The sequence below is a fragment of the Buchnera aphidicola (Periphyllus acericola) genome, from assembly GCF_964019855.1.
GTDB classification, from domain to species: Bacteria; Pseudomonadota; Gammaproteobacteria; order Enterobacterales; family Enterobacteriaceae; genus Buchnera_J; species Buchnera_J aphidicola_BC.
This window is the reverse complement of record NZ_OZ026466.1, coordinates 337,230-353,366: the sequence shown is the minus strand read 5'-3', so window position 1 is coordinate 353,366 and position 16,137 is coordinate 337,230. Positions and strand designations below refer to the sequence as shown.

General features: G+C 18.5%; 12 protein-coding genes and 1 tRNA gene. 8 read left to right on the top strand and 5 right to left on the bottom strand.

Annotated elements, in window-relative coordinates; translation table 11 throughout:
• Nucleotides 1–22 precede the first annotated feature (22 nt).
• A complete protein-coding gene (nth, locus tag AACK90_RS01760; protein WP_339043092.1) occupies nt 23–655 on the bottom strand; it encodes an endonuclease III in 633 nt (210 codons plus the stop codon).
• 837 nt (nt 656–1,492) lie between these two features.
• Between nth and AACK90_RS01755 the strand changes: the two genes are divergently transcribed.
• Nucleotides 1,493–1,565 (top strand) — tRNA-Val (locus AACK90_RS01755).
• Nucleotides 1,566–1,627: 62 nt separating this feature from the next.
• Nucleotides 1,628–2,932 (top strand): tRNA lysidine(34) synthetase TilS, encoded by a 1,305-nt coding sequence (gene tilS, locus AACK90_RS01750; protein WP_339043090.1) that lies wholly within the window; start codon nt 1,628–1,630, stop codon nt 2,930–2,932.
• On the opposite strand, the gene metG is transcribed toward tilS, so the two are convergent.
• Nucleotides 2,919–4,553: a methionine--tRNA ligase gene (metG, locus tag AACK90_RS01745; RefSeq protein WP_339043088.1), complete on the bottom strand. Its 1,635-nt coding sequence runs from the start codon at nt 4,551–4,553 to the stop codon at nt 2,919–2,921. The genes tilS and metG overlap by 14 nt on opposite strands.
• A 108-nt stretch (nt 4,554–4,661) precedes the next feature.
• Nucleotides 4,662–5,243 carry a dCTP deaminase gene (gene dcd, locus AACK90_RS01740; protein WP_339043086.1) on the bottom strand — a complete coding sequence of 194 codons (582 nt, stop codon included), beginning with the start codon at nt 5,241–5,243 and terminating at the stop codon, nt 4,662–4,664.
• Nucleotides 5,244–5,494: 251 nt separating this feature from the next.
• On the opposite strand from dcd, the gene leuB reads away from it, so the two are divergent.
• The 4 genes from leuB to leuA all read left to right on the top strand — a co-directional run bounded on the left by leuB (nt 5,495) and on the right by leuA (nt 10,304).
• A complete protein-coding gene (leuB, locus tag AACK90_RS01735; protein WP_339043084.1) occupies nt 5,495–6,592 on the top strand; it encodes a 3-isopropylmalate dehydrogenase in 1,098 nt (365 codons plus the stop codon).
• 4 nt (nt 6,593–6,596) lie between these two features.
• Nucleotides 6,597–8,018, top strand: coding sequence for a 3-isopropylmalate dehydratase large subunit (gene leuC / locus AACK90_RS01730; RefSeq protein WP_339043082.1), 1,422 nt, complete (start codon nt 6,597–6,599; stop codon nt 8,016–8,018).
• Nucleotides 8,019–8,642, top strand: coding sequence for a 3-isopropylmalate dehydratase small subunit (leuD, locus tag AACK90_RS01725; protein ID WP_339043080.1), 624 nt, complete (start codon nt 8,019–8,021; stop codon nt 8,640–8,642).
• A 120-nt stretch (nt 8,643–8,762) separates the two neighbouring features.
• Nucleotides 8,763–10,304, top strand: a complete 1,542-nt coding sequence (leuA, locus tag AACK90_RS01720; protein ID WP_339043078.1) for a 2-isopropylmalate synthase — start codon at nt 8,763–8,765, stop codon at nt 10,302–10,304.
• A gap of 196 nt (nt 10,305–10,500) precedes the next feature.
• Here the strand turns inward: leuA and gnd are convergent, their stop codons facing one another.
• Together gnd and smrB are read right to left on the bottom strand one after the other, a co-directional pair.
• Nucleotides 10,501–11,910: a decarboxylating NADP(+)-dependent phosphogluconate dehydrogenase gene (gene gnd, locus AACK90_RS01715; RefSeq protein ID WP_339043076.1), complete on the bottom strand. Its 1,410-nt coding sequence runs from the start codon at nt 11,908–11,910 to the stop codon at nt 10,501–10,503.
• 1,283 nt (nt 11,911–13,193) lie between these two features.
• Nucleotides 13,194–13,718, bottom strand: coding sequence for an endonuclease SmrB (gene smrB, locus AACK90_RS01710; protein ID WP_339043074.1), 525 nt, complete (start codon nt 13,716–13,718; stop codon nt 13,194–13,196).
• A gap of 258 nt (nt 13,719–13,976) precedes the next feature.
• Here smrB and aroC point away from each other — a divergent pair, with 258 nt between their 5' ends.
• Nucleotides 13,977–15,044: a chorismate synthase gene (aroC, locus tag AACK90_RS01705; protein ID WP_339043072.1), complete on the top strand. Its 1,068-nt coding sequence runs from the start codon at nt 13,977–13,979 to the stop codon at nt 15,042–15,044.
• 170 nt (nt 15,045–15,214) lie between these two features.
• Nucleotides 15,215–16,102 carry a 4-hydroxy-tetrahydrodipicolinate synthase gene (gene dapA / locus AACK90_RS01700; protein ID WP_339043070.1) on the top strand — a complete coding sequence of 296 codons (888 nt, stop codon included), beginning with the start codon at nt 15,215–15,217 and terminating at the stop codon, nt 16,100–16,102.
• The last annotated feature ends 35 nt before the right edge of the window (nt 16,103–16,137 follow it).

Genomic DNA, 16,137 nt, shown 5'->3' with positions numbered 1-16,137 from the left:
AGCAAAAAATAATAATAAAAAATTATAATTTATTTTTAAATTCACATAATTTATATAAAATGCATATATTACATTTTATTTTTTTTGCAGTACAAACTTTTTTTCCATGTAATAAAAAAAAACTATGAACATTTAATTTTAAATTGTTTGGAATAACCTTTAATAAAATTCGTTCAATTACAATTGGACTTTTTCCTATCGCAAAACCTGTTCTATTACATACTCTAAAAACATGTGTATCAACTGCAATAGTTTTTTTATTAAATATAAGATTTAATACAAGATTAGATGTTTTACGCCCAACACCAGGTAAACTCTCTAAAATTTTTCTAGAAGAAGGTATTTTACTATTATATTTATTTAGTAAAATACAACAAGTATTAAAAATATTTTTTGATTTAATTCGAAATAATCCAATTTTTTTAATAAAAAATTGTAATTTTTTTCTACCTAATAAAACAATTTTTTCTGGATTATTTGCAACATTAAAAAGATTTTTAGTCACTTTATTAACTAAAAAATCTCTTGATTGTGCAGATAACATAACAGAAATTAAACATTCAAAATCAGAAGAATAAAATAATTCCGTTCGTGTTTTTTTAAAATATTTTTTTTTTAACAACGACAAAATTTTAATTTGTTTTTTTAAATTCATAAATTATAACAATTTTTATTAAACATTTTATTTATTAAAATAAATAATTTTAAAAAAAAATATTTAAATTAAGAAAAAATAAAAAAAATGTTTTATTTAAAAAAAAATAATTCTTATTATTATTAAATATTTTTTGTTTAAAAATCTTAAACATTTTTTTTACAATAATTTGAGAAATTTAATCAATCTCAATATTTAAATTATTACTCACTTCCTTTAAAAAGAATAGTTTTAAAAAAGTTTCTGGTATTATATAAATATAAAAAATTATCAAAAATTTTTATAACAGTTAAACTAATATCATCTAAAAAAAATAAATACTTTATAAATATATATTTCATAAAATTTATATTATTTAATTTTAATTAAAATACTACAAATTTTTTATACTTTAAAATCTTAATAATTTTAGTAGTAGTAATAATATATCCTGAAACAATATATCCTCTAATTTTATTATTAAATTTTTCAGATCTTTAAATATTAATTTTATCATCTTTTTTAATTAAATTAAAATTAGTTTTATAAAAATTTTCTTCTATAATATAAAATTTTTCTATATTTTAAAATAATTAATTAAATTGAAAAAATAACTATTATTTAAAATAGAATCACCAATTTTAATTTTTTTAAAAAAAAATTAAATATTTTTAAAAAAAAATATTTATAGTAATTATTTTTTTTTATATAAAATTTAATCTACTCCTCTAAAAATTCCAGTAAATATTTTTAACCTCTAAAATATATTAAAAAAATAAAAAATAGATTTTTATAAAAATATTAATATAAATTATTTATTTACAATAACAAAAAAATTATTTAAAATATAAAAAAAAAACGTTCGTAGCTCAGTCGGTAGAGCACTACTATGACATGGTAGAAGTCAGCGGTTCGATCCCGCTCGAACGTATTATTAAATTTTAATTTTAAAAAAAAATATAAAAATATAAAAAATACAATATATAAAATAATATGTTAAATTTTAAAAAAAAAATATCAAAATATAAAAAATTTTTAGTAGCCTTTAGTGGAGGAATAGATTCTACTGTTTTATTATATAAACTATTAGAAATTCAAAAAAAAAAAAAAATTAAAATTAGAGCAATTCATATTAATCATCAAATAAGTTCAAAATCAAATATTTGGAATCAACATTGTAAAAAAATATGTTTTAAAAAAAATATCTCATTCATAGAAGAAAAAATATTTCTTGAAGGTAGTAATTTAGAATGCAAAGCAAGAAAAAAAAGATATAAATTATTCAAAAAACATTTATTAAATAATGAAGTTCTTCTTACTGGACATAATTTAAACGATCAATGTGAAACTTTAATTTTAGCAATAAAAAGAGGAAGCGGACCACAAGGATTATCTGGAATATCTTATAAAAAAAAATTTTATAAAAATATTTTAATAAGACCATTATTAAAATTTTCAAGAAAAGAAATAAAAAACTGGGCATATAAAAAAAAAATAAAATGGATAAATGATAAAAGTAATTATAATATTTCTTATGACAGAAATTTTATTAGACATAAAATAATTCCTATACTTACAAATAGGTGGAAATATTTTCAAAAAAATTGTTTTAGAACAACTAAATTAATTCAAAACGAAAATATTGTTCTAAAAAATTTTATTAAACCAATTGTTAAAAAAAATTTATTTAAAAAAAAATGTTTAAATTTAAAAAAAATAAAAAAATTAGATTTAAAAATTCAACATATAATAGTTAGAAAATGGATGAATATTAACAAAATTTCAATTCCATCATTAACACTTTTAAAAAACATTTTTAAAAGTGTAATATATAATACAAAAAAAAAAAATCCTAAAATTATTTTTAAAAAATATAAAATATGGAATTATAAAGATTACTTGTTTTGTATAAAAAATACACCAAATGTTAAAAATAATATAATATTTTGGTATCCTCCATACAAAAAACTAATACTACCAAATAATCTTGGTTATTTAAAAATAAAAAATAAAAAGTATACAAAAAAAGAAACAAGAATAAAAAAACCAAAAAAAAATCAATTAGTAATAATTAAATTTCAAACAAACAAAAAATTTCAAACTAAAAATAATAAAAAAAAATTAAAAAAAATGTTTAATGAACTTAAAATACCACCCTGGAAAAGAAAAAAAATACCACTTCTATTTTATAATGATAAATTTATTTCAATTATTGGAAAATGTGTAACACAAAAAAAATATAATAAAAACCAAAAAAAAATATCAATAATATGGAATAAAAAAACTAAAAAACATTAATTAAAGAATTTGAAATTCTTTTATATAAATGAAAAAAAATAGAAATTTTATGTTTTAATAAAGGATTTTTAAGATCATGAAAGGATAATGTACATCTTAAAAAAGATTCCACTCGATTACTTAAATTTGGCATAATTGGTTTTAACCAAGTTACTAAAAAACGAAATAAATTTATTCCCATTGTACAAATTAATTGTATTTTAATATCATTTTTATTAATTTTAGATAATTTCCAAGGAACTTTTTTATTAATATAATGATTAGCAATATCAGAATATTTAGTTATTATTCTTATAATAGAAGAAAACTCTTGTTTTTGAAATAAATGTAAAACTTTTTTTGTTTTTTTTAAAAATAAATCATACAAATCCTTTTTTAATAAAAATTCGCTTAAAATACCATTAAAATTAATATTAAGAAAACTTGAACATCTTGATGCTAAATTTACTATTTTATTTACTATATTAGAATTAATTCTATTAATAAACTCCTGTGTATTAAATTCAATATCTTTTATAGAAGAAGATAATTGAGAAGCATAATAATATCTTAAACTATCCGAATCAAAATGTTTTAACCAAGTGCGAGCTGAAATTAATTTATTTTTTGATTTAGACATTTTTTTTTTTTTAAAAGTAACATATCCATGAACAAAAATTTTTGTAGGTAATCTAAAATTCATTCCTAATAAAATAGCAGGCCAAAATAAACTATGAAAATATATTATATCTTTTCCTATAAAATGATATAAATCTGTAGAACTATCATTTTTCCAAAATTCATCAAAAGAAATATTTTTTTTATTTTTTAAAAAACTTTTAAAAGTACTTATATAACATATTGAAGCATCCCACCAAACATAAAAATATTTATTTTTATAACCAGGAATTTTAAAACCAAAATAAGGAGAATCTCTAGAAATATCCCATTTTTTTAATCCCTTTAAAAACCATTCTTTAATTTTATTCTCTACAGTTTTTTGTAAAACTCCAGAACATATCCAATCTTTTAACTGATTTTTAAAAATAGGTAAATTATAAAATATATGAGTTGATTCTTTTAATACTGGAATACTATGAGACAATTCTGATTTAGGAAATAATAAATCTGATGCAGAATATACACATCCACAACTTTCACAATGATCACCATATTGATTTTTTTTTTTACATTTTGGACAAGATCCTTTTACTAATCTATCAGGTAAAAAAATTTTTTTTTTAGAATCATATAATTGAAAAATTTTTTTTTTAACAATATATTTTTTTTTTTTTAAATTGAGAAATATCTTATTTGAAAAATTAAAATTATCTTTACTATTAGTATGACCATAATAATCATGAGAAATATTAAAATAAGAGAAATCTAAAATATGTTCTTTTAAAACATTTTTAATTAAAACACGAGGAAAAATATTCATTTCTTTAGCTTTTAACATAATTGGAGTACCATGTGTATCATCTGCACAAATAAAAAATACCTTTCTATTTCGCATTTTATGATACCTTACCCAAATATCAGCTTGAATATGTTCTAATAAATGACCTATATGTATAGATCCATTTGCATATGGTAAAGCACAAGTTACTAAAATTTTTTTTTTACATAATTCTGTATTCATTTTAATTAATTTTATCCTATATAAAAAAATATTTTATCAAATTATTATATAATAATAATTTTAAAAAAAAATAAAAAAATTTTTTTGTAATTTTCAAAAATTAAAAAATTAATCTTTATATATTAAGCTAGAAATAATATTAGATTGATTAAAATACTTTGAATTTTTTTTTAAATGATAAGGTCTTTTAGAATACCCAGATAATCTTTCAAAACTTAATGCAGCAATAGCAATTCCTGGATTTAAAGACAAAATATATTTTCCTGCATTAAAAATCTCTAAAACAATGTTTCCACTCCATCCTGGATCGATTCTATGAGAAGTCATATGTATCATTAAACCTAACCTAGCTAAAGAAGACCTACCATCTAACCACCCAACTAAATTATCTGAAATAGAAATTCTCTCTACTGTCATAGATAAAACAAAATCTTTTGGTTTTAAAATAAAAGATTCATTATCATTAATTATTATTTCATTACTGATACCTTTTTGTAACTTTGACTTAATATTTTCAGAAGATTTTTTTAAATCAACAACTGTATTTTTAAAATCTTTAAATATTCTAAATTTATTACTTAAATGTATATCTAGAGTTAATCCATTTATTTCTTCTATGTTTGGTGCAGGATCAATTATTATTTTTTTTTTTATTATTAACTTCTCAATATCTCTATCACATAATCTCATTTCAGCGCTTCGCTTAAATTAATTATTAAAAATAAAATTTTAATTTTTTTTTTAAAAAAATGTAAAACTATATAATTTTAATTATATCATATTATATATATTTCATTATAATTTTTAATTATATACTATATTTTATAAATATTTTATTTTTTTTAAATATTTTTTAAAATTATTAATACATTTGAAAAGTTTAAAACTATTTGCTTATATGATACGATTGATTATATTTTTAATTATAATAAATAAAAAAAATGAATAATTTACAAAAAAAATATAAAATAGCGGTTTTACCAGGAGATGGTATTGGTCCAGAAGTTATGCAAGAAGCTTATAAAATAATAAAAATTTTAAACAAAAAATTTAATACAAAAATATATACAAAAGAATATGATATAGGAGGAATTGCAATTGATAAATATGGAAAATCTCTTCCAAAAAAAACTTTAGTTGGATGTGAAAAATCTGATGCAATTTTACTTGGTTCTATAGGTGGACCAAAATGGGATAATTTACCATCTAATAAAAGACCAGAAGTATCATCATTATTATTTATTAGAAAATATTTTAAATTTTTTATTAATTTAAGACCTTCAATACTTATTAATAAACTACATAATTTATCACCTTTAAATAAAAAAATTTCAAAAAAAGGATTTAATATTTTATGTATAAGAGATTTAACAGGTGGAATTTATTTTGGAAAACCATCTAAAGAAGTTAAAGAAAAAAATAAACATTATGCTATAGACACAACAATATACCATACATATGAAATAAAAAGAATTGCAAAAATAGCTTTTGAAGAAGCTATGAATAGAAAATACAAAGTTCTTTCTATTGATAAATCTAATGTTCTTCAAACTTCTAAATTATGGAGAAAAACTGTTAATAAAATATCAATAAACTATCCTAAAGTAAAATTATCTCATTTATATTTCGACAATGCTGTTATGCAAATTATTAAAAACCCAAATAAATTTGATGTTATTTTATGTCCAAATCTTATTGGAGATATTATATCAGACCAATGTGGTATTTTAACTGGTTCTATAGGAATGATACCATCAGCTAGTATAAATGAAAAAAAATTTGGTTTATATGAACCAGCAGGAGGTTCTGCACCAGACATTCAAGGAAAAAAAATTGCTAATCCTATTGCACAAATATTATCTCTATCTATGTTGATTAAATATAGTTTTAATATGAATAATTTATCAAATTTAATAAATTTAGCAGTAAAAAAAACTCTTTTAAAAGGTTATAAAACATATGATATATCAAATGGAAAAAAATTTCTTAGTACTAAAGAAATGGGAAACGAAATTGTTAAATCATTAATAGAAGGATAAAAAAATGGATAAAACATTATATGAAAAAATATATGAACAACACCTCATAAATTCAAAAAGTAAAAATCCTATTTTATACATTGATTTACATTTAATTCATGAAGTAACTTCTCCTCAAGCATTTTATGAAATTAAAAAAAAAAAAAGAAAAATTCGAAAACCTAATAAAATTTTTGCAACAATGGATCATAATGTTTCCACAAAAACAAGAAAAATGTCAGATTCTAGTAAAATGGCTAAAATTCAGATGGAAACTTTAATAAAAAATTGTAAAAAAAAAAAAATACCTTTATATGATATATCTCATAAAAATCAAGGAATTATTCATGTTATTGCTCCAGAAAAAGGAATGATTTTACCAGGAATGACAGTAGTATGCGGAGATTCTCATACATCTACAAATGGAGCTTTTGGTTCATTATCTTTTGGTATTGGAACTTCAGAAGTTGAACATGTATTAGCAACTCAAACATTGCAACAAAAAAAATTTAAAAATATGAGAATTAATATTAATGGATCTTTACAACCAGGAGTTTTTTCAAAAGACGTTATACTATATGTAATAAAAAAAATAGGTTCTTCTGGAGGATCAGGATATGTTATTGAATTCACAGGAGAAACAATTAAAAAATTTACTATGGAAGAAAGAATGACTGTATGTAATATGGCTATAGAAATGGGAGCAAAATCTGGAATAATAGCTCCAGATAAAAAAACTTTTAAATATTTAAAAAATAAAAAATTTTCTCCAAAAAAAAAAGATTGGAATAATGCTTTAAAATATTGGAAAAAATTAAAATCAGATAAAAATTCTTGCTTCGATAAAAATTTTTTTATTGATGTAACTAATCTTGAACCTCAAATTACATGGGGAACTAATTTAGATCAAATAATTTCTATAAATAAAAAAACTCCAAAAATTAAAAATTTAAAAAATAAAAATCAAAGAAAATCAGCAAAAAAATCTTTTTTATATATGGACATTCAACCTAATTCTTATTTAAAAAATATTTCAATTGATAAAGTATTTATAGGATCATGTACTAATTCAAGAATTGAAGATTTAAGAGAAGTATCTAAAATAATTAAAGGAAAAAAAGTACATAAAAATGTTCAAGCAATAATAGTCCCAGGATCTAATTCAGTAAAAAAACAAGCTGAAAAAGAAGGATTAAATAAAATATTTATAAAATCAGGATTTGAATGGAGATATTCAGGATGTTCTATGTGTTTAGGTATGAATAATGATAAATTAAATGATAAAGAAAGATGTGCGTCTACAAGTAATAGAAATTTTGAAGGGCGTCAAGGAAGAGGAGGTAGAACACATTTAGTTAGTCCATCTATGGCTGCAGCAGCTGCAATATTTGGTTATTTCATTGATGTACGTAAATTATATTTTATAAAAAAAAGAAGAAATAATTAAATGAAAAAATTTAATATACATAAAGGTAATATAGTTCCTATAAATATTATGAATATTGATACAGATATTATAATACCTAAACAATTTTTAAAAAAAACAGATAAGTTAGGATTTGGAAAAAATCTTTTTCATAATTGGAGATTTTTAGATAAAAAAGGAAAAATTATTAATAAAAAATTTATTTTAAATATAAATAAATATAAAAAATCAAGTATTTTAATTACTGGAAAAAATTTTGGATGTGGATCTTCTAGAGAACATGCAGTATGGGCTCTTATGGATTATGGATTTAAAACAATTATTTCTTCAAAATTTTCAGATATTTTTTATAATAATAGTATTAATAATAATCTTTTACTAATAAAACTTCCAGAAAAAACTATACAAAAAATTATATTTAAAATTAAAAAAAATACAAATAAAAAATGTATTATTAATTTAGTTAAAAAAAATATTGTTTTAAAAAAAAAAGTTTATAAATTTTCCATTAATGAATCATATCGTTTAAAACTATTAAATGGGCTAGATTCTATTGATTTAACATTAAAATATATAAAAGATATTTTAAATTATGAAAAAAAAAATATACCAAAATTTCTTAAAAAAAGAAAATTATTTTCATAATTTTAAAAACTATTTTTATATAAAAATATTTTAAAAAAAAATAAATTATATAAAAAAATAGTATTTATTTTTTTTTATTTTTTTTAAAACAAAATAAAAAATCATTAGAAAAAACATATTATGAAAGAAAAAATTATTATATTTGATACAACACTTCGAGATGGAGAACAATCTTTACAAGCAAGTTTAAATACAAAAGAAAAAGTACGAATTGCTTTAGCTTTAGATAAAATGAAAATTGATATAATTGAAGCAGGATTTCCTATATCTTCACCTGGAGATTTTAAATCAGTTCAGGAAATTTGTAAAATCGTAAAAAATAGTACAATATGTAGTCTAGCTAGATGCGTCGAAAAAGATATAAAAATTGCAGCAAAGGCAATGTCAAAATTAGAAAACTTTAGAATTCATTTATTTCTAGGAACTTCAAAATTACATATAGAATCTAAACTAAAAAAAAATTTTAAAGAAATTCAAGAAATGGCTATAAAATCAATAAAAATAGCAAAAAAATATACAAATGATATAGAATTTTCTTGTGAAGATGCAGGAAGAACTAACATTGATGAATTATGTAATATTGTAGAGTCTTTAATAAAAAATGGAGTAACAACAATTAATATTCCTGATACAGTAGGATATACATTACCAAATGAATTTAAAAAAATTATTTCAAAATTATATAAACGTGTACCAAATATTGATAAAGCGATAATTTCAGTACATTGTCATAATGATTTAGGAATGGCTGTAGGAAATTCTATTTCAGCTATACAAGCAGGTGCAAAACAAATTGAAGGTACAATGATTGGTATAGGTGAAAGAGCAGGAAATGCTGCATTAGAAGAAATAATTATGGCAATTAAAACAAGAAAAAAATTACTTAATTTCTATACAAGTATAAATCATAAAAAAATATATCAAACTAGTAAAATAGTTAGTAAAATTTGTAAAATTTCTATACCAATTAATAAAGCAATAATTGGAAAAAATGCGTTTTCTCATTCATCTGGAATTCATCAAGATGGAGTTATAAAAAATAAAAAAAATTATGAAATTATGGTTCCAAAAGATATAGGTTTAAAAAGAAAAAAACTTAATTTAACATCTCGTTCTGGAAAAGCAGCAGTAAAACAAAGAATGAAAGAAATAGGATACTTAGAAAAAAGTTATAATCTAAAAAAATTATATAAAAAATTTTTAGAATTAGCAGATAAAAAAGGACAAATTTTCGATTATGATTTAGAATCTCTTGCATTTATTAAAAATTATAATATGAAAAAAAAATATTTTAAACTAAAAAATTTAAAAATTTTTTCAGAAATTTCTGGAAAAACAATAATTTTTTTAAAAATCTTATGCAGAAATAAAATAAAAAAAATAAAAATAAAAACTAAAAATGATCAAATATATGGAATTAATAAAGCTTTTAACAAAATTCTTTTTATAAAAACCTCATTAAAAAAATTTAAAATAAAATATAAAAAAAAAAATAATACTACATCAGTCAAAATAAATATTTTTATTGAATATAAAAATAAAAAATTTTATGAAGAAAATACCGGTTCAAATGTTATTAAAACATATATTAAAACAATTATTAAAATATTTAATAATATTTGGAAATTTAAAAAAAATAGAAAAAAAATTCAAAAAAAATAAATAAAAAATATTTTTTATAAAAAAACCTTCTTAGATAAAATAAATACAAAATTTTTCTAAGAAAGTTTTTTTTATTTTTTTATAAAAAAAATATATAATGTATGTTTAATTTTATTAAAAATATATTTTTTTTTAAAAATTTATAAAATTTGTTTTTTTATTTTTTTTTTTTTTTTTTTTTTTTATAGAATTTTTTTTAATTTAACCAATTAGTATGAAAAATTCCTTTTCTATCGTTTCTACGATATGTATGAGCTCCAAAATAATCTCTTTGAGCTTGAATTAAATTAGAAGGTAAATTTAATAATCTATATGAATCATAATATGTAATTGCAGAAGAAAATGCTGGAACTGGTATACCATTTATAACTGAATAAGAAACAATTTTTCTTAAAGATTTTTGATATAAATTAGAAATTTTTGTAAAATATGGTGTTAATAACAAATTTAATAAATTGTTATCACTTTCATAAGCTTTTATAATCTCTTTTAAAAAATCAGCTCTAATTATACAACCAGCTCTAAAAATTTTTGAAATTTTAGAATAATTTAAATTCCAATTATATTTTTTAGAAGCTGCATTTAATTGAGAAAAACCTTGAGCATATGAAATAATTTTTCCAAAATATAAAGATTTTCTTACATGTTCTATAAATTCTTCTTTATTAATATAATATGCATTTTTTTTTGGACCTTTCAACAAACTTGATGCTAAAAATCTTTGAGATTTAAGAGATGATAAATACCTAAAAAAAACAGATTGAGTAATAAGTGATAAAGGTTCATTTAAATCTAAAGCACTTTTGCTAGTCCATTTTCCAGTACCTTTATTACTTGCTTCATCTAGTATAACATCAATTAAATAATTTCCTTCATTATCTTTTTTTAAAAAAATATTTTTTGTTATTTCTATTAAATAACTTTTCAATTCACCTTTATTCCATTTTAAAAAAATATCAGATAATTCTTTATTATCTATTTTTAAAGAATTTTTTAATATAAAATAAGCTTCAGAAATTAATTGCATATCTCCATATTCAATTCCATTATGAACCATTTTGACATAATGTCCAGACCCATCCGAACCAATATAATCTACACAAGATTCATTATTTTTTGTTTTAGCTGATATTTTATTAAACAAAGATGAAACTTTTTTATAAGCATTTTTTTGTCCTCCAGGCATAATTGCAGGACCTTTTAATGCTCCTTCTTCTCCTCCAGAAATTCCAGCTCCAATAAAATTTATTTTATTTTTAGATAATTTAAAATTTCTTTTAATAGTGTCTTTATAAAAACTATTACCTCCATCAATAACAATGTCATTTTTACTTAAAAAAGGAAGAATTAAATCAATTGTAGAATCTGTTGATAGTCCAGATTTTACCATTAATAGAATTATTCTAGGTTTCTTTAAAGAAAAAATAAAATCTTTAATAGTATAAAAACCAAATATCTTTTTATTTTTATTATTTTTAAGTACTTCTTTAGTTCTTTCTTTAGATCTATTAAAAATAGAAACAGTATAATTCTTATTTTCTATATTTAAAGCCAAATTTCGACCCATTACAGCCATTCCAATTACTCCAATTTCATTCAATTCCATTATATTATCTCCTATTTTTTTTATATTTTTGTTTTTTTTTTAAAATAATTACTCTTTTAAGATTTTTTTAAAATTAAATTCCTTATTTTATAAAAATATTAAATATTTTAAAATTTAAAAAATATAAAATTTTAAAAATATAAAAAATATTTTAAAATTATATATTATCTTAAATAAATTAAATCTATTTTATATATAAAATATAAAATAAATAAAATTTTAAATATTTTTTTTAAATTTATTTTAAACTAGTAAAAATTTTAAAAAAAATAAAATAAAAAATTTAAAAAAAATATTTGAAAAATAAAAATAAATTTAAAAATTGTATAAAAATAAAAAATTTTTTAAAAAATATAATATCTATTTACTTTTCAAAAATGCTTTTTTTACATAAATTCTAAATAATATGAAAAAAATAATAAAAACTTAAAAAATTAATTTTTTAAAAATTTTTTATTAAATTTTTATTAAAACTAATAATAGAATTCTATTTTAATAACTTTATTAAAAAATAGAATTTAAATTATAATGTTCAGAATATATAATTATAATTTTAATTAAAATACAACATTTATAAAATAATTTAAAAAATATATTTTTAAAATTTTTTAATTAAATAAATATTTTAAAATTTAAAATATTATAAAAAATAAATATTTTATTTATAAATAAAATTTAAATTTTATTTGAAGTAAAAAAATTCCTAAAAAATTTTATAAAAAATTAAAATAAATAATTTTTATTTAAAAAATAATTTTTTAAAAAAAATTATTTTATACTATATTTAAAAAATATTTTAAAAATATAAAATTTAAAAAAAATTGGTAAAATATTATATTTTTAATAAAATAAAATTAGAAAAAATATCAATAATTAATAAATTTTTTTAAAAAAAAATAAAAAAAATAACAATTTTAATGTATAATAAAAATAAAATATAATAAAAATAAAAAATACCTATTTATAAAAAAAATAAATTAATTTTATTAAATATTTATAAATCAAATTTTTAATTAATAAAAAATTTTTATAAAAAGTTATTCAATAAATAATTATATTTTTTTATTTTAAAAATATTTATTTAAATAAGTTACTATATTATTTTAATTAATAATTTTTATTTCAAATTATTATTATTAAAATAAAAAATTTAAATAAATTAAAAATTTTAAAAAATAAAAAAAAAATAAAGAAGATAAAAAAAAAAAATTAAAATAAAGATAAAAATTAATATCATAATTTTTATAAAATTAATATATAAAAATTATTTAATAAAAAAAACATTAAAAATCTATTAATACTAAAATTGCTGCATCACTTCCAAAATATTTAGGAGATTGATGAAAGGCAACAACATTAGGATGTCTAGATAACCAAATTGGAATTTGTTTTTTTAAAATTTCTTTTCCATATCCATGCATAATATTTATACAATTAATCTTTTTTTCAATACAAAAATACATTAATCTACTTAATTCTAATTTTGTTTGAAATTGATTTAATCCATGAACATCTAAAAAAATTTTAGGAGAATAATATCCTTTTTTTAATTTATTTAAAAATTTTAATTCATAATCATATCTAATATAATAAAGAGGATCATTATTAAAATTATTTATAGATTCAGATAACGAAAAATAATAACTATGCAAGTCCTCATACATTTTTTTTTTTTTTTTATAAGATAAAAAATAAGAATTACTATTTTTAAAATGATAAATAGTATCTTGAAAAATTTTTTTAGTTCCACTTAAATAATTTCTAAAAATTAATTTATTTTTTAAACTTAATTTTTTTTTTGTCTTCATTATATTCTACCAAAATAAGATCAATTAACATTATATTAAAAATTAAATATATTAATAACCTTTTTTTTTAAGTTAATATAAAATTTTTTTAAAATAAAAAAATTAAAATTTATATAATAAATAATAAATTTTATTAAATAAATAAAGAATTAATACTCTTAATTTAAAAAAAAATTTTTATATAATATTAACGTATCAAATATATATTTTCAAATTTTATTAAAAAAAAATAAATTAAAAAATTTAAGGATTTTTCACATGTCAGGAAACTCAATAGGAAAAATATTTACAGTAACAACTTTTGGAGAATCTCATGGACATTCTCTTGGATGTATAATAGATGGAACACCTCCAGGATTAAAAATTTATAATAAAGATATTCAAAAAGAATTAGATAAAAGAAGACCAGGTAAATCTAAATATACTACACCAAGAAGAGAATTAGATAAAGTAAAAATATTATCAGGAATATTTAAAAATAAAACTACAGGAACTAGTATTGGATTAATTATAAAAAATACTGATCAAAGATCAAAAGATTATAAAAATATAAAAAATATATTTAGACCAGGACATGCAGACTATACTTATCAAAAAAAATATGGAATTAGAGACTATAGAGGAGGAGGTAGAGCATCAGCAAGAGAAACAGCAATGAGAGTTGCAGCAGGAGCAATTGCAAAAAAATATTTAAAAAAAAATTTTGGAATAAAAATAAAAGGATATTTATCTCAAATTGGACATATTAAATGTAAACTAATATCTTTTAAAGAAATTAAAAAAAATGATTTTTTTTGTCCAGATATCAAAAAAATTAATCAAATAGATAAATTAATTAGAAAAATAAAAAAAAATGGAGATTCTATTGGTGCAGAAGTTACAACAATAATTAAAAATGTTCCAATTGGATTGGGAGATCCTGTTTTTGATAAATTAGATGCAGAAATAGCACATGCAATGATGAGTATTAATGCTGTAAAAGGAGTTGAAATAGGAAATGGTTTTTCAGTTGTAAAAAAATTAGGTAGCCAACATAGAGATGAAATGACATCTAAAGGATATTTGAGTAATAGAGATGGAGGAATTATTGGAGGAATAAGTAATGGACAAGACATAATTATTAAAAGCGCGTTTAAACCTACTTCAAGTATTAGAATTCCTGCTCACGGAATAAATAAAAAAAACGAATCTGTTCAAATTATTACAAAAGGTAGACATGATCCATGTGTAGGAATTAGAGCAGTTCCAATTACTGAATCAATGGCAGCAATAGTAATTATGGATCATATTTTAAGATTTAAAGCACAATGTTCAAAAAATTTCTAGATTTTTAATAACTCATATTACAAAAAAATAAAAAAAAAATTAGATTATTATAATAAATTATAAATAATTTAATATTTTTTTTTATAAAATTTAAAAAATATTCATTTTAAAAAATATATTTATAAATTTCTAGATTATATATCTCATTAAATTAATTACGGAAAAAAAAAATGTTTAAAGGTAATATAGTAGCACTTATTACTCCAATGGATAAAAAAGGAAACATCTGCATAAAAAGCTTAAAAAAAATAATTAAATATCATATAAAAAATAAAACAAACGCAATAGTTTCTGTAGGAACTACTGGAGAATCTTCTACACTTACTCAAAAAGAACATGTTGACTTAGTATTACTAACATTAAAAATTGCAAATAAAAAAATACCTATAATTGCTGGAACTGGAGCTAATTCCACAAAAGAAGCTATTATTTTAACAAAAAAATTTGAAAAAAGTGGAATATCTGCATGTTTAAGTGTAACCCCATATTATAACAAACCTTCTCAAGAAGGATTATATCAACATTTTAAAAATATTTCTAAAAATACAAAATTACCACAAATACTTTATAATGTTCCTTCACGAACAGGATGTGATTTACTTCCAAAAACAATATATAGATTATCTAAATTTAAAAATATTATTGGAATTAAAGAAGCTAGTGGAGATTTATCACGTATTAATAAAATAAAAAATTTAATTAAAAAAAAATTTTTAATAATTAGTGGAGATGATGCAACAGCTTTAGATTTTATACAATTAGGAGGAAATGGAATAATTTCAGTAACATCTAATATTGCAGCTAAAGAAATGTCAAAAATGTGTACTCTTGCTTTAAATAAAAAATTTAAAAAAGCAAGAAAAATTAATAATAAATTAATTAAACTCCACAAAATTTTATTTCTAGAATCTAATCCTATTCCAATTAAATGGGCTGCTCAAAAATTAGGTTTAATAAAATTTAATACATTAAGATTACCAATGACAAAACCTTCAAAAAAATTAAAAAAAATAATAACCTATGAATTAAAAAAAAAAAAATTAAAACTTCAAAAATAAAAAATCAAAAATAAAAAATTTAAATTAAATATAAT